The organism is Roseateles sp. P5_E1 (genome assembly GCF_054049335.1).
In genome coordinates this window covers 12,804-32,931 of record NZ_JBFUMN010000023.1, presented here as the reverse complement: position 1 = coordinate 32,931, position 20,128 = coordinate 12,804, and the positions used below count along the sequence as shown (strand labels likewise).

At 67.6% G+C, this 20,128-nt stretch carries 11 protein-coding genes and 1 tRNA gene; 6 read left to right on the top strand and 6 right to left on the bottom strand.

What is annotated here, in order from left to right:
• Positions 1-31: 31 nt before the first annotated feature.
• Together ACXJKJ_RS17560 and ACXJKJ_RS17555 are read right to left on the bottom strand one after the other, a co-directional pair.
• Complete coding sequence (locus ACXJKJ_RS17560; RefSeq protein WP_457391317.1) at positions 32-3,208, bottom strand: CHASE domain-containing protein; 3,177 nt, start codon at positions 3,206-3,208, stop codon at positions 32-34.
• 5 nt (positions 3,209-3,213) lie between these two features.
• Positions 3,214-5,775, bottom strand: a complete 2,562-nt coding sequence (locus tag ACXJKJ_RS17555) for an ABC transporter permease (protein WP_457391316.1) — start codon at positions 5,773-5,775, stop codon at positions 3,214-3,216.
• A gap of 348 nt (positions 5,776-6,123) precedes the next feature.
• Between ACXJKJ_RS17555 and ACXJKJ_RS17550 the strand changes: the two genes are divergently transcribed.
• From ACXJKJ_RS17550 to ACXJKJ_RS17530, 5 genes are all read left to right on the top strand, one after another.
• The gene (locus tag ACXJKJ_RS17550) at positions 6,124-7,140 is read left to right on the top strand and encodes an SMODS domain-containing nucleotidyltransferase (protein ID WP_457391315.1); all 1,017 of its coding nucleotides are present in this window, start codon (positions 6,124-6,126) and stop codon (positions 7,138-7,140) included.
• On the top strand, positions 7,140-7,643 hold the full coding sequence (locus ACXJKJ_RS17545) for a hypothetical protein (RefSeq protein WP_457391314.1): 504 nt from the start codon (positions 7,140-7,142) through the stop codon (positions 7,641-7,643). The genes ACXJKJ_RS17550 and ACXJKJ_RS17545 overlap by 1 nt, the downstream gene beginning before the upstream one ends.
• Positions 7,644-7,713: 70 nt before the next feature.
• Positions 7,714-7,787 (top strand) — tRNA-Gly (locus ACXJKJ_RS17540).
• Between the two features lie 716 nt (positions 7,788-8,503).
• Complete coding sequence (locus ACXJKJ_RS17535; protein WP_457391312.1) at positions 8,504-9,787, top strand: hypothetical protein; 1,284 nt, start codon at positions 8,504-8,506, stop codon at positions 9,785-9,787.
• Between the two features lie 70 nt (positions 9,788-9,857).
• Positions 9,858-10,139 carry a hypothetical protein gene (locus ACXJKJ_RS17530; protein ID WP_457391310.1) on the top strand — a complete coding sequence of 94 codons (282 nt, stop codon included), beginning with the start codon at positions 9,858-9,860 and terminating at the stop codon, positions 10,137-10,139.
• 26 nt (positions 10,140-10,165) lie between these two features.
• Here the strand turns inward: ACXJKJ_RS17530 and ACXJKJ_RS17525 are convergent, their stop codons facing one another.
• The 3 genes from ACXJKJ_RS17525 to ACXJKJ_RS17515 all read right to left on the bottom strand — a co-directional run bounded on the left by ACXJKJ_RS17525 (position 10,166) and on the right by ACXJKJ_RS17515 (position 15,514).
• Entirely contained in the window at positions 10,166-11,104 is a 939-nt protein-coding gene (locus ACXJKJ_RS17525; RefSeq protein WP_457324618.1) for a diguanylate cyclase, read from the bottom strand.
• Positions 11,101-13,713 (bottom strand): response regulator, encoded by a 2,613-nt coding sequence (locus ACXJKJ_RS17520; RefSeq protein WP_457391308.1) that lies wholly within the window; start codon positions 13,711-13,713, stop codon positions 11,101-11,103. The genes ACXJKJ_RS17525 and ACXJKJ_RS17520 overlap by 4 nt, the downstream gene beginning before the upstream one ends.
• A 121-nt stretch (positions 13,714-13,834) precedes the next feature.
• The gene (locus ACXJKJ_RS17515; protein WP_457391306.1) at positions 13,835-15,514 is read right to left on the bottom strand and encodes a bifunctional metallophosphatase/5'-nucleotidase; all 1,680 of its coding nucleotides are present in this window, start codon (positions 15,512-15,514) and stop codon (positions 13,835-13,837) included.
• 412 nt (positions 15,515-15,926) lie between these two features.
• Here ACXJKJ_RS17515 and ACXJKJ_RS17510 point away from each other — a divergent pair, with 412 nt between their 5' ends.
• Positions 15,927-18,482 (top strand): TonB-dependent receptor, encoded by a 2,556-nt coding sequence (locus ACXJKJ_RS17510; protein WP_056199361.1) that lies wholly within the window; start codon positions 15,927-15,929, stop codon positions 18,480-18,482.
• Positions 18,483-18,584: 102 nt separating this feature from the next.
• Here the strand turns inward: ACXJKJ_RS17510 and ACXJKJ_RS17505 are convergent, their stop codons facing one another.
• Positions 18,585-20,069 carry an NAD-dependent succinate-semialdehyde dehydrogenase gene (locus tag ACXJKJ_RS17505; protein ID WP_056199358.1) on the bottom strand — a complete coding sequence of 495 codons (1,485 nt, stop codon included), beginning with the start codon at positions 20,067-20,069 and terminating at the stop codon, positions 18,585-18,587.
• Positions 20,070-20,128: the final 59 nt, after the last annotated feature.

Genomic DNA, 20,128 nt, shown 5'->3' with positions numbered 1-20,128 from the left:
CGGGCGCTGACGCGTGTTGGGGACTGGGCCCTCATTCTGCCCCCGCTACGACGGAGCCCGGCGCCAACAATTCATCGACCAGGGCGAGCAATTCACGCACGTCCAGCGGCTTGGTCAGATAGTGCTGGGCGCCCGCCACCTCGGCGGCGGCGATCTGCTCGGGCTGGGCATTGGCCGACACGACGACGACCGGGGGGAGCGGCTGGCCCAGCTCGCGCATGCGGCTCAGCAGCGTCAGGCCGTCGCCATCGGGCAGCTGCCAGTCGAGCAGCAGCAGGGCCGGCGGGCGCTCGCGCAAGGCGCGCAGGCCGGCTTCCACGGTCGGCGCCACTTCCAGCTCGATGCCGGGCCGCTGCTCCAGGATGCCGCGCATGACTTCGGCGTTGAGCGGGTTGTCCTCCACGTAGAGCACGCGCCGCTGGGGGCTGGGGCGCGGGCTGGTCGGTTCGTCCGGGGCCGTCTCCTGGGACAGTGCAGCGGCAGCGCCGCTGGCCGGCAGCCTCAGCACGAAGCAGGCGCCGGGGCCGTCCTGCTCTTCGGCGCGCAGGCTGCCGCCCATCATCTCGGCCAGGCGCTGGCTGATGACCAGGCCGATACCCGTTCCCGGCAGGCCGCTGCGCTCGCGGCCCAGGCGGTTGAAAGGTTGGAAGAGGGCGGCGCGCTGCTCTTCGGTAAGGCCCAGCCCGGTGTCGCGCACGGCGATTTCGACCCACCCCAGCTCAGGTCGAGCCACCTCGACGCTGACGCTGCCGCCTGGGCGGTTGTACTTGACCGCGTTGCTGAGCAGGTTGGTCAGGATTTGGGTAACCCGCGTGGGGTCGCCGACGAGGCGCACGGCGGCCGGGTCGATACGCTGGCTGATGGCCAGGCCGCGCTCTGCGGCTTGACCTTGCACCAGCGCCAAGGCCCGGGCCAGCAGCGGCGGCAGCTCCAGCAGCACAGGCTCCAGGCGCAGCGAGCCTGCCTCGATGCGCGACAGGTCCAGCGTGTCGTTGATCATTTCCAGCAGATGCCAGCCGGCCTGGGCGATCTGCTGGGCGCGTGCGCGCTGGCCCGGTGCCAGCGGTTCACCGGCGTCCATCTGCATCAGCTGCGTGAAGCCGAGGATGGCGTTCATCGGTGTGCGCAGCTCATGGCTCATGCGCGACAGGAACTCGCTCTTGGCCTGGTTGGCCGCCTCGGCGGCCTCGCGGGCGCGGTCCAGCTCCTCGATGCGCAGCTGGTCGGTGATGTCCTCGATGATGCCCACCAGCCGGTGCGGCCGGCCGTCCGCGCCGCGCAGCAGGCTGACCAGCACGCGCGCATGGGCGGTGCTGCCGTCGGGACGGATATAGCGCTTCAAGCGGCGGTAGAACGGGATCTCACCGCGCATCAGCCGGCGTGCCAGGCGGATGTCCTCACGACGGTCATCGGCATGGGTCACGTCGATGGAGCGCTTGTTCGCCAGCGCCTCGGCCGTGTAGCCGACCAGATGGCAGAAATGGGCATTGACCTCCTGGAAGCCGCCGTTGAGGTCGGTGAAGGCGATGCCGATGGGCGCAGTCTCGAAGATGCTGTGAAAGCGCTGCTCGCTCTGGCTCAGCGCGCGTTCGCCCTGGGCGCGGTTGGCAACCTCGCGCTCCAGCGCGGCGGTGCGTTCCTGCACCAGCGCCTCGACATGCTGGGTGCGGCCCGACATCAGCAGCAGCAGCGCGCCCACCATGGCCGTGGCCAGCAGGCCGACGAGGGCGAAGGCCCAGCTGCGCCCCGGCGCCTGCACCAAGCCGGGCAGGTCATAGATGCGAATCTCCCATGACCGGCCGCCGAACTCCAGCGGCATCTTGACCAGGGGCAGGTCGGCGCCCCCACGTTGCACGGCCTCGCAGCCCAGGCGCCCGCCCAGTCGCGGATAGAGCGCGCCGCGCTCCAGGTCGACGAGACAGGCGCCGAGATGCTCGGGCCAGTTGGCCGCCAGGCGCGACAGCAGCAGGTCGGGCCTCAGCGTGGCGAAGACGACGCCGTCCAGGGCCTGCTCGCTGGGCGCCGCCTGGCCCCGGTAGAGGGGCTGATAGACCACGACGCCGACCGCGGCCTCCTTGTCCTGCGACAGCTGGAAGCCCGCCGACGCCACCGGTTTCCCCAGCGACGCGGCGCGCTCGATGGCTGCGCGCGCGCCGGGGATGGTGCGCACGTTCACGCCCAGCGCGCCGGCATTGCGCGACAGCGGTTCGATGAGGCGGATGGCCAGCATGTCCTCGTCCGCCGGTGGGCGCAGGTCGCCCGCACGCAGGCGGTCGCGCGCCTGGTAGCCGCCGGGAAAGGCATCGGCCGCGGCAGCCGCGTTGAAGCGGTCGACGTCGGCGCGCGCAACACGCAGCGTCAGGCCCAGCGCGATCAACGGGCTCTCCTCGGTCAGGAAGCCGCTCGTCGCTTGGGCGAACTCCGCGCGCGTCGGCCTTGGTTTGACCTTGACGAGGCCGTGCATGCCCTCCAGTGCCAGCAGCGGCTCGCGCAGCCGGCCGGCCAGGTCCTGGGCGGCGCTGGTTGCGTCGCGCGTGAAGTCGGCGCGGTTGCGCTGGCGGTCCCATTCCATCGTGACGGCCACGCCCAGGCCCACGAGCAGCGTTGTCAGCAGCATCGGCAGGCCGACGCTGAAGCGCCGCGTTGCCCAGGCCGAACGCGGCTGGCCGATCAGGGCCAAGGTGATCGGCGTGGCGATGAGCACGCCCATCAGGTCGCCGGTCCACCAGATCGTCCAGACCAGGCCCATCTGCGCGGTGGCGATGACGCCGAAGGCCTTCAGCACCAAGCTCGCGCAAGTTGGGCTGACGACGCCCGCCAGCGCCGCCGCGAACAGATAGCCGGCGATCTCGCGCGGCGAGGCCAGCACCAGCGGCCGGCCGCACCAGCGCCGCATCAGCAGCGTGCCGGCCACTGCCTGGGCGGCGGCACCCAGGCCGATGCCCAGGGCCAGCGGCAGCACGCCGCTCAGTTCGTTCATCGTCGTGGCCTGCACGATGAAGGATCCCAAAGCCACCGCCGGCGTGTAGCGCAGGCCCCAGACCAGCAGCACGGCCAGGCCCCAGCCGGCGGCGGGGTAGATGGGCGCGACCTGGTAGGGCGGCAGCACCATCAGCAGGCCCAGCCGCGCCAGCACGTAGTAGACGGCGACGATGGCCGCCGACAGCGCCAGGTAGCGGCCCACGTCGTGGGCGCTCAGCGGCCGCATGGCCTTCATTCGGCCTGGGCCTCCCTCAGCGTCTGCACGACGGGCCGCTGCAGCACGCCGCGCAGGCTCCACCAGCCGGCGCTCCAGGCCAGCAGTGCGCCGCAGGCCGCGCCAACCAGCGGCACCCAGGGCTTGATGTGCCAGTCAAACTCGAAGACGAAGCGCGCCAGCAGGGCCGCCAGCACCAGCGCCACAGTGCCGGCCAGGAAGCCGGCCAGGGCGCCGACACCCAGCAGCTCGGCGCGCTGCACCTGGGCCAGCAGCGACGACGGCGCGCCCAGGGCCCGCATCAGCGCGAACTCACGCGTGCGGGCCTCGCGCGTGCTGCCCACGGCCGCCAGCAGCACGACCAGGCCGGTGGCCAGCGTGAAGCTGAACAGGAACTGCACCGCCTGGATGACCTGGTCCAGCACGCCCTGCACCTGATTGAGCTGGGCCGACACGTCGATGACCGTGAGATTGGGGAACTGGCGCGCCAGCTCGCGGTCCAGCTTGGTGGCCGGCGGGCTGCGGTAGGCGGCGATCTGCGTGGACGGCAGTTCGGGCAGTTCTGCCTTCTCGAACAGCACGAAGAAGTTGACGCGCATGGACGACCAATCGACCTTGCGCAGATTGGTGATGCGCCCCTGCACGGGCTGGCCGGCGATGTCGAAGGCCAGCGTGTCGCCGAGCTTCAGGCCGAGCGTCTGGGCCAGGCCTTCTTCGACGCTCAGGCCGGTCTCGTCGGGCTTGGCATCACCCCAGCGGCCGCTGGTGATCTGGTTGTGGGCCGGCTTGTCGGCCGTGTGGCTGAGGTTGAACTCGCGCTCGGCCAGGCGCTGGGCGCGTTCCTCGGCAAAGCGCTTGGCCTGCACCGGCTCGCCGTTGATCGCCGTCAGGCGGCCGCGGATCATCGGGTACCAGTCGTAGTCCTTCACGCCGGCGTCGGTCAGCGTCTTGCGAAAGGCTGTTGCCTGGTCGGGCTGGATGTTGATGACGAAGCGGTCCGGTGCGGCCGCCGGCGTCGCGCGGCGCCAGCTGTCGATCAGGTCGGTGCGCAGCAGCACCAGCAGCGCCAGCGCCAGCAGGCCAACGGCCAACGAGGACACCTGCATGACTGCAAAGCCCGGCCGTGCCGCGACCTGGCGCGTGGCCAGCAGCAGCCAGCGCGGCACGCCCGCACCGCTGACATTGACCGGCACCAGCCGGCGCAGCAGCCACACCGCCGCCCAGGCCAGCAGCGCGAACAGCAGCACCGCGGCGGCAAAGCCTGCGGCGGCGATGGCGCCGAGCTTCACGTCGCCTGCCAGCACGACGAGGATGGCCGCGAGGCCCGCCACACCCGCGCCGAGCACCAGCAGTGAGCCGGCCTTGGGCGCGCCGAGGTCGCGGCGGATGACGCGCAGCGGCGGCACGGCGGCGAGCTGCAGCACCGGCGGCAGGCCGAAGCCCAGCAGCAGCGACAAGCCCAGGCCCAGGCCCAGCAGCGCCGGCCAGATGCTGGGCGGTGGCAGGTCGACGTCGATCAGCCCGGCCAGTAGCGACACGAAAACCTGGTGCAGGGCCAGGCCGCCCAGCACGCCGACCGCGCTGGCGCTCAGGCCTGCGAGCAGGAACTCCAGCCCGTACGCCCAGGCGATGCGGCGCTGCGGCTGGCCGAGCACGCGCAGCATGGCGCAGTCGTCCAGATGGCGGGCTGCAAAGTCGCGTGCCGCCAGCGCCACGGCCACGGCTGCGAGCAGGGCTGACAGCATGGCCACCAGGCGCAGGAAGCGGGCCGCGCGGTCCAGCGTCTGGCGCATCTCGGGGCGGCCGGACTCCAACGACTCCAGGCGCACGCCGCGCAGCTTGTCCTTCTCGACGAGTTGCTCGGCGCCGGCCACGAAGCGGCCGACGGCACCCGGTGCTGCGCCCGGGCCGGGCACGACCGCCATGCGGTAGGTGAGGCGGCTGGCGGGCTGCACGAGACGGGTGGCGGCGAGGTCGGCCTCGGCCAGCATGACGCGCGGCGCGAAGCTCATGAACCCAGCGCCGCGGTCGGGCTCGGTCTCGATCAGCGCGGCGAGCTTCAGCTTCGCGTCGCCGAGCAGCAGCGAGTCACCGAGCTTCAGTCCGAGGCCATCGGCCACGGCCGGATCGACCCAGACCTCGCCGGCGGCTGGCGCACCGCTGCGGCCGGGCAGGGCCTCACGCAGCTTGATGCTGCCGCGCAGCGGATAACCCGCACCAACGGCCTTCACGGCCACCAGCCGGCTCTCGCCGCCATGGGCTTCGTCGCTGCGCGCCATGCTGGGGAAGGTGGCCGTGCGCACGGTGGTCAGGTTCTGGGCGGCGGCCAGGTCGACGAGGGCAGGGGCCGTGGGCTGGTCACTGGCAACGACTGCATCGCCGCCCAGCAGCTTGGCTGCGTCGCGGCGCAGGCCCTGGTCGAGGCGGTCGGACAGGAAGGCCACAGCGCACAGCGCCGCGACGGCCAGGGCCACGGCCAGCATCAGCAAGCGCAACTCGCCGGCCCGCCAGTCCCGCAGCAGCTGGCGCCAGGCGATCACGAGGGTGGCAGGTGGACGCGATACGACAGGTGACGTCATGCGCGCGACTGTAGCCGCGCCGACCTGCGCTGCTGAGCCATTGAGGCAGTTTCGGCTGCGGTGGAGCGGGATGCGGGAATCGAACCCGCGGCTCTAGCTTGGGAAGCCGCGTCACGAGCTGTGGTCGCGTCCTGCGGGCACATGACGCGATCCGCGCCCGTAACGCTGCCAAGCGATCAACGGTGGCAACGTCGATGGGCCGACTTCTCGTGTGATCGTCGATGACGGCCGGTGAGGGCGATCAGCGACGTGGAGCAGGCGAAGGGAATCGAACCTGATTCCGGGCTTGTTACAACCGTGAATTGCTGTGCATTTACCCAGTGCGCTCACCTGCGCCCTGGAGGTTTCGTGAGCCAACAGCTGCCAAATAGATTGCTTTCCCTGGCAAGTCTTCTCGAAGGGACTCAATCGTATCAAGCGTCGCAAGGGCTCGGCCTTTTCTCGGCTGCGCAGGCGCCAGAGCCTCCGAAGTGGATACACGTCACGAAGCGCTTTTCGACTTTCCTGGGCAACCTCGAGCTGACGGCTTCGCAGGAAGTAGACGGATGGACGAAGATTTACGGTGTCGTGTCATGCCTCAACTCGGCCTACTACGGCAGCAACTCTCAGACAGACCATGCCTTTCTCATCGGTTCGTGGGCGAAGGGCACCCAGGTTCGTCCTCCCCGCGACGTTGACCTGTACTTCCTGCTACCAGTCGACGTTTATCACCGGTTCGAGAAGTACGCCGCCGGTGTGAACAAGCAATCGGCCCTCTTGCAAGAAGTGAAGGCGAAGCTGCTTGCGTCCTATCCGACAAGCAACATCAAGGGCGATGGCCCGGTGGTGCTCGCCGGGTTCACGAGTTACAGCGTTGAGGTCGTGCCGGCGTTCCTGTACAGCGACGAGGAACGGTCCTACTACGTATGCGACACGAAGAACGGCGGCTCGTACATGAAGACCATGCCCTTGCATGAGGTCGATGCGATCACCGCGGCCGATGGGCGTACCGCAGGTAACGCTCGCCGCCTGATTCGGATGCTGAAAGCGTGGCAAGCATGGTGCTCTGTGCCGATCAAGTCGTTCTACCTTGAGCTACTGGCCATCGAATTTCTCGATCAATGCGAATGGCGCGGTAAAGGCTACTTCTACTACGACTGGATCAGCCGCGACTTCTTCAAATGGGTGATCACCAAGGCAAATACCCACCTTTGGGCGCCAGGGACGTACCAGATGCTATGGCTTGGTGAGGCCTGGAAGTCCCGTGCTGAGTCTGCCTACGCGCGCGCCGCGAAGGCTTGCGAGTTCGAACGGAGCAACGACATGGCGAATGCGGGTGACGAATGGCAGAAAATCTATGGCAACGACATTCCGAAATGGGTCTGATGGATCAGCGCACGCAGCAACTCGTCGACGAAGCGAAGCGGCAGGAGGAGTCCTGCCTGTACACCTCTACGGCGCTGTTTAGCTGGCAGAAAGAAGTCCGCGTATTCCGCGTGGCCTTCATCGTCCTTCCAATCATCTGTGGCGCGTTTGCCAGCGCGCGCATCTTCGTGCGCGATCCGTATTTCGATTGGCCAATCGCCATCGCAGCCTTGATCGCGGGGTTGTTCCCTGCAATCTTCAAGGCGCTTGACCTAGACGTGAGCTTGAAGTCCACCGCGGACAGCGCCAACCGATTCAAGACCTTGCAAGACCGCTTCCGTCAGGCATCAATGATTGGCGCGACGCGCACGACGGAAGAACTTGAGGACGAGTTCAATGCACTGATGCAGCGAATGGATGACGCGCGCTCAGCCAACCCGACGATCCCAGATCGGCACTTTGAAAATGCCAAGAAGAAGATCCAGAAGGGCGACTACAGCTTTGACGGCGTCAAGAGGGCTTAGTCGTGCCGGCTCCACTGCGTGTCCGCGTGAGATCCACCTGCGGTGACACGCGCTAGACTGGAGCCCTGCCGCAGGTGTCGTTCAATGGCAGGACCTGAGTTTCCCATACTCAAGATGAGGGTTCGATTCCCTTCGCCTGCTCCACGTCGCTGATCGCCGTCACCGTCCGTCATCGACGATTACACAAGAAGTCTGCCCATCGACGTTGCCAACGTTGATCGCTTGGCAGCGTTACGGGCGCGGATCGCGTCATGTGCCCGCAGGACGCGACCACAGCTCGTGACGCGGCTTCCCAAGCCAGAGACGAGGGTTCGACTCCCTCTACTCGCTCCACCTTCACTGATCGTCATCGACGATCACCCAAGAAGTCAGCCCATCGCCGTTGCCAACGTTCATCGCTTGGCAGCGTTACGAGCGCGGATCGCGTCATGTGCTCGCAGGACGCGACCACAGCTCGTGACGCGGCTTCCCAAGCTCGATACGCGGGTTCGATTTCCATCACCCGCTCTACATCGTTGATCGCCGTCGCCGTCGCCGTCGCCGGTCGTCATCGACGATCACACGAGAAATCGGCCCCTCTACGTTGCCAACGTTGATCGCTTGGCAGCGTTACGGCAGCGGATCGCGTCCTGGACGAGTCACGGAAGCGGCATTCAAGCCGGAGACGTGTTCCCGCGTCGTGGTGTCGTGGTCCCGCTCCGTCGCCGTTGATGGCTCTCCTTGCACCTGGCGGCCCGGCACCGCGTGGACTCAGCCGTTCGGTGACACCACCTCAGCATTCGACCGATGGTGCGCACAGGCCGAGCGGCTCATGCTGCGACTGAAGCCGGCGAACCTGCCGCGCATTCAGAAGGGCAGCGATGAAGACTCGCCAATCCAGTACCGATACTGACAACGCGTCGCGCCAGCCAGCCGCTGAGCGCGAATCGCGGGATGGCGGATCGCGCGAGGCGACCGGCCCCCGGTCGGCACTACAGGTGGCGATCAACCGCTCGCCGCGTGTCCTGGCTCAACGCCAGGTCCTGGAAACCGTGTCCGACGCGGCCGGTGGCGCGCCGGTCCAACGCAGGATCGTCGTGGCCAATAAGAAGGCATCCGTGCCGCTCAAGTCCGCCCTGGGGGAGGTCGAGGGGACGCCGACCTGTGCCGCCGTGCAGGAGTCCAAATACGTGGCGCTGGTGGCGGAGGCGGGCGCCTCGTCCTCCGCCATGCCGCGATTTGGATCCGAGCCTGAGGCGTTCAAGGCGGAAGTGACAAAGACGCACTCGTCGGCCGAAGGCATCGACGCCTACATTCCGGTCTCGGCGGCTGACCTCCTCTGTGGCGTGCGGGACCCTGGCCACACGATCCGGGCCGATGGGCAGACCGAAGTCCGCCGCCCCATCATGGAAGACACGGGGCTGAGGCCCATCTTCGACGCCAGCGGCCGGTACGACACCATCAAGCAGCAGGTCGGCGAGCGCATCGAGCCGCTCGAGCCGCCCGGCATCAGCGGCGCGACGGTGCTGCTGCACGAGCTCGGCCATGCCCTGCAGTACTTCTCCTTTCTCGGGGGCCCAGGGAGCGAATCGTCATCCAGCAAACCGCTTTTGATGGGGCTGCTTCCCACTCTGGCGCAGGTCGACAAGTTGGAGGAGGACATCCGGACGCACGATCTCAAGACGCCGCGATGGACGGCCAGGGTCATGGAGCTGAGTGCGCTCGGTCAGCAGCTTCACCGCCTTCACGACCTGGCGAGTGACGCCCATGACAAGGTGCTCCCTGAGGAGATTGATGGCCTGGACACGCTGCGGATTCACGCGCTGGATATCGCGAAGTTGTGGATGGAGCACGACGTCATGACCGGCGTCGAGCATCCGTTCGCCATCGGGCGCGGCGAGGGCATCCGCCTGCGGCATGGGGAGGAGTCAGATACCACGTCCAAGCGGGTCAGGGGCGAGGCGGGGCGCAGGGAGATCGAGCACCATTCGGCGGTCGGCGCGATGGACCGGCGCGGGTTGAACCAGGGGAACGCCGCGGACAACATGAAGGGACAACTGCAGGTCGATTCCTCGAAGCTGCAGGAGCAGGTGCGGAAGCTGCTGACCGGCGTGAAGGCTCTGCAACATAACGAGACGGTGCTCAAGTGGTTGTCGGAGGATTGACCATGCGCTGGCCCGGCGGCACCCGGCGTCGAAGCCCCGGCTGCCGGCTTCGCTGCGGGCGAGCAATTGCGTGAGAACACCCGCCAACGGCTATTGCACTTCCATGAGTCAGACGGGGTACTACCAGACGGCGATACAAAGCCTGCCATTGAGCATTGGCCTCGACAACAAGACCATGGTGTTGCTGGATACCTTGCGCAAGCAACGCAACACCTCTGACTGCGATGGCGATCCGGTCAGCCCTGCTGCCGTCGAAGAGGGGATCGAGCAGGCCGCCAAGCTGCTCGAAGACCTCAAGGCATGGCTGAAGAAGAATCGCCCCGATTTGCACTGGGCACGTTGGAAGAACTGACTGTCGGCGCCGGCGCGTATTGAGCTTCAGCCTTCGACCCAACTCACCCTTCCCCTCCCCGCAGCCTTGGCCAGATACAACGCCTTGTCCGCCGCCTCGACGAGCCCCTGAGCCTGCGACCCCGCGGACACCCCCAGGCTGATCGTCACGCAGCCTTCCACCCCCGGATGCGGCAGCGACAACGCCCTCACCGTGTCCTCCATCAGCTGCGCCACCCCGATCGCTCCTGCCAGATCGGTGTCCGGCAGCAGGCAGACGAACTCCTCTCCGCCGTAGCGCGCCAGCAGGTCGGTCGGCCGCCGCAGGCAAGCCCGCAATGCCGCCGCCACGCGCCGCAGGCAGTCATCCCCCGCCAAGTGCCCCAGCGCATCGTTGTAGCGCTTGAAGTGGTCGACATCGGCGAGCACGATGGCCAGTGGCGAGCGCGAGCGCTGCGCGCGCCGGGCTTCGGCGATGAAGCGCTCGTCGAAATGCCGGCGGTTGTGCACGCCGGTCAGCCCGTCGATGAAGGCGAGCTCGCGCAAAAGGTCCGACTGGGCTTTCAAGGTCAGCTGGGTCCGCACCCGCGCCCGCACGACGGTGGGATTGAAGGGCTTGGTGATGAAGTCGGCCGCGCCGGCGTCCAGCGCGCGGGTCTCGTCCTCGGGCTGGTCCTGCGCGGTCACGAAGATGACGGCGATGCTGCGCAGCAGCGGGTCGGCCTTCAGTTCGGCGCAGAGCTGGTGGCCGTCCATGCCGGGCATCTGCACGTCCAGCAGCACGAGGTCGGGCTGGCGGTCGCGGCACAACTGCAGGGCGCGGCTGCCGTCGGTGGCCATCAGCACCTGGCAATCGCTCGCGAAGACGCGGTGCAGGGCCTGGATGTTGACCGGCTGGTCGTCGACGATGAGCAGGCGCGGGCGGCGGCCGGCCGGCGCGTGGCCGGGCGTCAGCGGTGCGCGGTCAGGCAGGGAGAGCTGCATCATGGTCGGGCTTCCAGCGTCGTGCGCAGGCGGTGGCACAGCGTCAGCGCAGTGCCGAAGTCGAGGGCTTCCATGGCCGAATCGAGGGCAATCGCGGTGCCTTCATCGGCCTCCTGCCGCAGCCGCTCGCGCAGGCCCTGGTGGAAGTCGAGCGCAGCGAGGTCGGCGCCGTCGAGCAGTTCGGCGAGGGCGTCCACGCGCTGGGCGAGGCTGCCGGGCGCTGCGGGCCGCTGCTGTTCGGCGAGATCGTCGTGCAGGGCCTGGCGGGCGTGCAGGTCGGCGGCGAGCCGGTCCAGCGCGGCGAGGTCGGCCTGGCGGCGCTCGAGAAAACGGCGGCGCCAGTCTTCATCGGGCGCACCGGCATGTTCACCTTCGGCGGCCAGGGCAGCCAGTTCCCCTGCGCCGAGCATGGCGGCCAGCCCGCGGTAGCCATGCAGGCCGCGCGTGGCAGTACGGCCGCCCTCGGCCAGGGCCCGGGCGAGCTTGCGATCCTGTTCGTGCAGGGCGGCCAGCGTGCGTTCGAACAGCTCAATGCGGCCGGACATGCGCGCGAGCGCCTCGGCCAGCGCGATGCCGGCCCGGCCCGCGTCGGCCAGCAGGGTGGGCGGCAGCTCGGCGGCCACGGTCCTGGGCGCCGTGGGCGCAGCGCCGCAGCGCCGGCTGATCACGGCGACCAGCACGTCGGGGTCGAAGGGCTTGCCGATGTGCTCGTCCATGCCGGCCTCAAGGCAGGCCTGGCGTTCGGCATCCAGCGCGCCCGCCGTCATCGCAATGATGGGCAGGGTCAGGCCCAGCTGACGTCGGATCAGCCGCGTGGCTGTCGTTCCATCCATGACGGGCATCTGCACGTCCATCAGCACGGCGTCAAAGCCGCGCCGGCCGCGGGTCTGGGCGAGCAGGGTCAGGGCCTGCTGGCCGTCGCCGGCCAGGCTGATCTGGGCACCTTCGAGTTCAAGCAGTTCGCGCGTGACCTGCTGGTTGCCGGGGTTGTCCTCGACGACGAGGAGATGCAGGCCGGCCAGGCGCTGCGGTGCCGGTTCGGGCGGCTCGCCGTCACTGCAGCGTGCCTGGATGGCCGCGCTGACGGCCTGGCTCAGCAGGGTCGCGGTGATGGGCTTGACGAGGAAGCCGTCGAGCAGGGCCTGCTCGGCCGCGCTGCGCTGGGCCAGGCGTTCGCGGTCGTAGCTGGTGACCATCAGGATCAGCGGCTCGGGGCCGAGGCGCTGGCGCAGGTGCACGGCGGTCTGCCAGCCATCCATGCCGGGCATGACCCAGTCGAGCAGCACGACCTCCGGCGTGCCGCTGGTGATCAGCTCCAGCGCCTCGGCGCCGCTGGCTGCCAGGCGCGCCGTCCAGCCCAGGGATTGGGCCAGCGTGCCGATGACCCGGCGCGCCTCGGCATGGTCGTCGATGACGAGGGCCTGCAGGGCCTGACGCGGCACGGGGGCGGCCTCCTCGGCGGGCAAGGGGAAGCTCAGCGTGAAGCTGAAGCGGCTGCCCTGGCCGGGCGTGCTTTCGATGTGGATGTCGCCGCCCATCAGGCGCACCAGGCGGCGGCTGATGGCCAGGCCCAGGCCGGTGCCGCCGAAGCGCCGGGCCGTTGACGCCTCGGCCTGGGCAAAGCCCGAGAAGATGCGCTGCTGCTGCTCGGGCGCGATGCCGATGCCGGTGTCGCGCACCGAGAAGGCGAGCACGACGCTGCTGGCGTTCTGCGACACGAGCGAGATGCCGAGCACGACCTCGCCGGCCTGCGTGAACTTGATGGCGTTGCCGGCCAGGTTGATGAGCACCTGCTGCAGGCGCAGTGCATCGGCGACCACGACCGGCGGCAGGGCGGGGTCGAGGTCGAACAGCAGCTCGAGCTCGCGCTTGTCGACGTTGGCGGCCAGGATGACGGAGAGGTCGCGCAGCAGCTCGTCCAGGCGTGTCGGGTGCGGGTCCAGGCCGAGGTGGCCGGCTTCGATCTTGGAGAAGTCGAGGATGTCGTTGAGCAGGCCGAGCAGGCCACGCGCGGCGCCTTCGCTCTTGACGGCGTAGTCACGCTGGCGGGCGTCCAGTGGCGTCTTCTGCAGCAGGCGCAGCATGCCCAGCACGGCATTCATCGGCGTGCGGATCTCGTGGCTCATATTGGCCAGGAAGCGCGTCTTGGCTTGTGACGCGCGCTCGGCGGCGAGACGGGCCTGGGCCTGGGGCGTCAGGTCGAGGACTGTCAGCACGAGGCCACCATCGGGAAGGGGCGCCGTGCGGGCCTCGATGAGGCGCTCGCCGGTGCGGTAGGTCTCGAGGCGGTTGGCGCGCTGGTCGCGGCCCAGGGCCAGGGCCGCGTCGACCGCGGCGCGGGCCTGTTCGCCTTCGCCATAGTCGCCGCGGGCGGCGAAGAAGAGGATCAGGTCGTCGAAGCGCAGCGGCGGTTCTTCGAAAAGGGAGGCCGGCACGTTGAGCAGGCGCTCGAACTCGGCGTTGTGCACGAGGAGACGGCGTTCGGCGTCGAAAACGGCCAGGCCGCAGGGCAGGTGGGCAATGACCTCGCGGATCAGGGGGCTGGGCGTGCCGGGCGAGGGGCTCGCGGCTGCAGGACCGGCCTGAGGCTGGGCGTCACCGCCGGCTTGCATGTCCCACGCCATCACGCCCCCGAGCCGCTGCTGCCCGGCCATCAATGCCGGGCGCTTCGAGTCTAGGGCGGCCCCGTCAGGGCGCCGGGCCGGGGTCGCTACAAGAAGTTACAGGTTTGCCCTAGTCGCGCACGATGCGGCCCGGCGCCGCCTGGGAAAGCGCCAGCGGGTTGTCGCGCAGCAGCTCGACGAGGGCGTCGATGTCGGTGCCGAGCACGGCGCGGTCGCGGCCATGCTTGAAACCCGCCTGGGCGTCGCCGCCTTCGGAGAGGAAGTTGTTGATGACGACGCGGTAGTTGCGCGCCGGATCGATCGGCTCGCCGTTGATGCGCGGGTCGACGAGTTGGGCGACGCCATCGGCCGCGGCGCGCCAGTGGTAGCGCAGCGTCGACGAGGGCTGCAGCATGCGCGGGGCGGCGTCGCCCTTGGGCAGCTGGCGCTGCAGAATGTCCAGCAGCTGCTGGCCGGTCAGCGTCACCGCGACGATGTCGTTGCCGAAGGGCTGGATGGCGAGCAGGTCACTCATCGTCGTGGGCTTGCCGGGCTTCACGGTCAGGTCGGCGCGGATGCCGCCGGGGTTCATGAATGCCACGTCGGCCGGGCCCTGCTTGCGCGCGAAGGCGAGCTGGCTGTCCGCGATGAGGTTGCCCAGCGCGGAGTCGCCATGGGGCTCCTTGGCATTGCGCGAGGCGCCTTGCGTCAAGGTGGTGACCGGCTTGTTGCGGGCTGCTTCGGTCAGCGCGGCGGCCTGGGCGACCAGGGCGGCCAGTGCCGGGTTGGGCGCGTAGGCCGACTGCAGCACCGGGTGGTTGACGGCCTGGGCATCGAGCACGCGGCCGGCAGCGTCGAACTTGAGATGGCTTTCGGTGATCCAGCCGCCATAGCTGCCGGCTTGCACGACGAGGCGGCCGTCGATCTTGCAGGTGTAGGCCTGATGGGTGTGGCCGCCGATGATGATGGCGTAGGCGGGGTCCAGGCGCTTGGCGATGTCCTGCACGCGGCCGGTCAGCGTCGGGCAGGCGTAGCTCGGGTCGTTGGCGCTGGCGTCCCTTCCTTGAACGCCACCCTCGTGCATGACGGCCACCAGCACTTGCGCGCCTTCCGCCTTGAGCTGGGGGACGAGCGCATTCAGCGTGTCGGCCTCGTCGGCGAAGCGGATGCCCTTGATCGCCCGGGCGACGATGACATGCGGCGTCTCCAGCGTCGCTACGCCCGCGATGGCGACTTTCAGCGCGCCAGCCTGCTTGATGACATGGCTGGGCAGCAGCGGCTTGCCGGTGTTCGCGTCCAGCACATTGGCGCCGAGATAGGGAAAGCCGGGGCCCTTGTAGCCCGGCCACAGGCAACCGCCTGCGCCGCATTCGCCGCGGGTCTGGCGCAGCAGCTCGGGCAGGCCGGCATCCAGCTCATGGTTGCCCAGGGCGCTGGCGGCGATGCCGAGCTGGGACATGGCGGTCAGCGTCGGCTCGTCGCGCAGCAGGTTGGAGATCAGTGGCGAGGCGCCGATCAGGTCGCCGCCCGCCACAACCAGGGCATCGGGGTTCTTGGCCTTCAGCGCGGCCAGGGCCGTGGCCAGATACGCGGCACCGCCGGCAGGCTGGGACTTGAGCGCGCCTGTGGCCGGGTCGGGCAAGCGCGGCAGCAGCGGCGTCGGGTCGGCGGGCTGGATGTTGCCGTGGAAGTCGTTGATGGACAGCAGCGTCAGCTCTGTCGTGGCGGGCTGCTGCTGGGTGGCGCAGCCGGCAAACAGGGCGCCCAGCACGAGGCCGGTGGCGAGACGGAAGGAGTGGGTAAAGGCCATGACGGAGCTGCTTGGAGGAGGCTGGGATCTTGGAGGTCGGTTTGTAGCGCGAGTTTGTCGCGGTTTCGCGACATCACGAGGTTCTGCCGCAAGGTTTACATTCCAGTAAAGATTGCACCATATCGGTGCTACAGGCGGCCCGATTCGTGGCTTGGTTCCGTGATTCCCAAGTCAGCGGGCCAAAAACGGGGAGTAATGTCGCCGGCCGGCGATGCACTGTCCCAGTGCTTCACGCCGGGCGCGAGTGTCTGAATCGGGCCACTTCTGACTTACCCGTAAAGTTCTGTCACAGAAAGTCATGACAATTCCGGGGCGCTTTGCGAAGCGTCTTTCTGCCGCGGTCATCGACGAACGGCACCCTACTGAATCTGTTGAAGCCCGCGCGCTTGGCGCACCCACTAGGAGTCTAGGAATGAAGAGCAGACTATTCTGCAAGACCGCCACCGCCCTGGCAGTTTCCGTGCTGGCCACCGGCACGGTGTACGCGCAGCAAGCGCCGGTGGATCAAGCCAAGGAAGAGGCCGCACCGCGCGCCAAGGACGATGCCGTCCGCCTGGGCACGATCACGGTCATTGGTTCCGGTGCCAAGCTGGCCGGTGGCAATATGATCAATGACGACTCCGTCAAGGGCCGCAGCACGATCACCAAGGCCGCGATGGAAAAGGAAATCGCCACCGGAAACGTGCTGCAGAGCATTGCGCAGCTGCCCGGCGTGAACACCTACAACTACGACGCGACCGGCCTAAACGGCGGCGACGTGAGCATCCGCGGCTTCGGCTCCGATCAGATCGGCTTCACGGTGAACGGCGTGCCGGTCAACGATTCGGGCGGCTATGCTTTCTATGCCCAGGAAATGATCGACAAGGAGAACCTCTGTACCGCTTCGGTGGCCCAGGGCTCTCCCGAGCTGGAATCGCCCCACAGCGGCGCCACCGGCGGCAGCGTGAGCATGATCACCTGCGACCCGAATGACACGAGCCGCCTCCGCTTCTCGCAGACGTTCGGCGGCCTGAACCTGTTCCGCTCCTTCCTGCGTGTCGACACGGGTCGTTTCCTGGACAACAAGGCCAAGGTCTTCCTGAGCTATTCGCATGCCGAAGCCGACAAGTGGAAGGGTGTCGGCAAGCTCAAGAAGGACCATGTCGACGCCGGCTTCACGCTCGACCTGAACGAGGACAACCACATCCTGGGCTCGATCCTGTACAACCGTTTGTACAACCAGAACATCTTCTCGGTCAGCCTGTGCCAAGCTCAGCTCGTTCCGCTCTCCAGCTGCGCCGCCTCCTTTGCCTCTGGCTCTGATGCCAATGGCACGCCCTATGGCTACAACTATGACTACGGCGCGAACTTCAAGGCGCTGAAGACACCGGTGGGCGGCACGGCCCAGACCGACGTCACCCAGTCGCCGGTCTACTACGGCATGGCGCTGAACCCGTTCAAGAACGTGATTGCGTCGGTGTCGGGTTCCTTCAAGGTCGCCCAGGACACTTATTTGAAGGTCCAGCCCTACATGTGGTACGGCTTTGGCAACGGCGGCTGGTCGCAAGTCATCCTTGACGAAACCGGTACCGCTGCCAAGACCGGTAGCTCGGGGACTAGCCTGATTGGCGGCGCCATTGACATCAATGGCGATGGCGACAAGCTGGACAAGGTTGCCGTGGGCCGCGCCAGCGTGACCAAGACCATGCGTCCCGGCATCACCGGCGAACTCAGCACCACGCTGGACAGCCACTACCTGAAGCTGGGCCTGTGGTATGAGCGTGCCCAGCACCGCCAGACCCAGCCGGGCGTCCGCATCAATGCCGACGGCACGCCGGCGGACCCCTGGCTGCAGGACGGCTGCATCAAGCGCACTGACGGCACTTGCTACGAAGGTCGCGACAGCAAGACGATCAGCACCGCCTACCAGATCTACCTGAACGACCAGATCACGCTGTTGAACGACCGCGCCTTCATTTCGCTGGGCCTGCGCCTGCCGCATGTGACGCGTGACGTGACCAACTACGCTAGCGAGACCCCGGTCCCGACCTACACGCTGGTCAATGGCGTCTATACCAAGGGCGCCAACGTCTACCAAGACTTCAACATTACGCGTTCGTTCCGCAAGGCGTTGCCGCAAATCGGTGCCCGCTTCAACCTGGACAGCAAACAGCATGTCTTCCTGAATGCCGCGAAGAACTTCCGCGCACCACCGAACTATGCCTATCAGGTCAGCTCCAGCGGCGTCTATGTAGCATCCGTCAACGGCGGCCCGGTCCAGCCCTTCGTAGAGGTCAAGCCGGAAACGTCGACGATGATCGACGGCGGCTACCGCTTCCAGTCGAAGGACATCTCGTTCACGGCTACGCTGTTCAGCTCAGACTTCAAGAACCGCCAGGTCTCGGCGACGGACCCGAATACCCTGGTCACCACCTATGTAAATGCCGGCGGCGTGAAGAACCGTGGCCTGGAGATGGAAGTCGGCAGCGGCGTCTTCGGCGGCTTCTCGGCCTATGGCTCGCTGACGCTGCAGAAGAGCAAGATCACGGACGATCTGCAGCTGACCGCTACCGGCTTCCTGCCGATCAAGGACAAGGAGTTCGGCAAGACGCCCAAGAAGATGGCCGCCCTGTCCGTGCAATACGAGCAAGGCCCGGTCTATGTGCGCCTGAAGGGCAAGTACACCGGCTCGCAGTACGTGGACCTGATGAACCAGGAAGCCGCCCCCGCTTACACCACCGGTGACCTGGACGCCGGCTTCAAGTTCGGCAACTTCGGCTCGCAGCTGAAGAACGCCCAACTGCGCCTGAACGTCAGCAACATCGGCAATGCGAAGTACCGCAGCGCGTCTTCGATCCTGACCAACACGCAGGCAACGCCGCTGCGGACGACGAATGGCTCGACCGCATCGCAATCTGCCAGCACCGAGTTCTACTACCTCGGTGCCCCGCGCTTCACCTCGCTGACCTTCAGCGTGGATTTCGAGTAAGTAGCTTGACTGCCGGGTGCACAAGGCCCGGTCAGTCGGTTCGGCAACCGCGAGTGCAGCCAGAAGCTGCCTCGCGGTTTTTTTGTTGCCGGGGCCTGGTTTTCAGCGGTGGATGTCGCCCAGGCAGAGGTACTTCACCTCGACATAGTCCTCGATGCCCTGGCGCCCGCCCTCGCGGCCCAGGCCCGATTGCTTCACACCGCCGAACGGCACCTCGGCCGTCGAGATCAGCCCCGTGTTGACGCCCACCATGCCGTATTCCAGCGCCTCGCCGACGCGGAAGATGCGGCCGATGTCGCGGCTGTAGAAATAGCTGGCCAGGCCGAACTCGGTGGAGTTGGCCAACCGGATCGCGTCCTCTTCGGTCTGGAACTTGAAGATGGGCGCCACCGGGCCGAAGGTCTCCTCGCGCGAGCACAGCATCTGCGGCGTCGCATCGGCCAGCAGCGTCGGCTCGAAGAAGTTGCCGCCGGCGGTCTCGATGCGCTTGCCGCCCGCCAGCAGTTTGGCACCCAAGGCGATGGCGTCGGCGACATGGGTCTCGACCTTTTCCAGCGCTGCAGCGTCGATCAGCGGCCCGACATTGATGCCGGCATCAAACCCATTACCTGTCTTCAGCGCCGCGACCTTGGCCGCGAATTTCTCCAGGAAGGCGTCGTAGATACCCGCCTGCACATAGATGCGGTTGGCGCAGACGCAGGTCTGGCCGGCGTTGCGGTATTTGCTGGCGATGGCGCCTTCCACGGCGGAGTCGAGGTCGGCGTCGTCAAAGACGATGAAGGGCGCATTGCCGCCCAGCTCCAGGCTGAGCTTCTTGATCGACGGCGCGCACTGCTTCATCAGGATGCGACCGACCTCCGTGCTGCCGGTGAAAGACAGATGGCGCACGACATCGCTCTCGCACAGCACCTGGCCGATCTCGATGGACTGCTGGGAGTCCGCCGTCAGCACGTTCAGCACGCCGGCCGGCATGCCGGCCTGCTGGGCCAGTTCGGCAGCAGCCAGGGCCGTCAGCGGCGTCGCCTCGGCCGGCTTGATGATGACGGTGCAGCCGGCGGCCAGGGCCGGGGCGACCTTGCGCGTGATCATCGCCAACGGGAAGTTCCACGGCGTGATGGCCGCGCAGACGCCGACGGCCTGCTTGATGACGAGGTAGCGCTTGGTCGGGTCGGTCGTCGGGATGGTCTCGCCGTAGACGCGCTTGCCCTCCTCGGCGAACCAGTCGAGGAAGCTGGCGCCATAGATGACTTCGCCGCGCGCTTCGGCCAGCGGCTTGCCCTGTTCGGCCGTCATCAGCCGGGCCAGGTCGTCGGCGTGCTTGACGAGCAGCTGCTGCCAGCGCACCAGCACGGCGGCGCGCTCCTTGGCGGGTTTGCTGCGCCAGGCGTTCAGCGCGTTGGCGGCGGCGGCGATCGCCGAATCGGCGTCGGCGCGGCCGAGGTTGGGCACCTGGGCCAGTTCGCGGCCGGTGGCCGGATCGTTGACCGCAAACGTGGCGGAGCCGCCGACCCATTCGCCATTGATCAGGGCCTGCGTGCGCAGCAGGCCGGGGTTGTCGAGCGCGTCCAGTGGGGAATTCGCGTCCATCAAGGGTTCTCCAGAGGTATCGCCCGGGACTCTACCCGGGGCAAGTAAAGCCCCCTCTC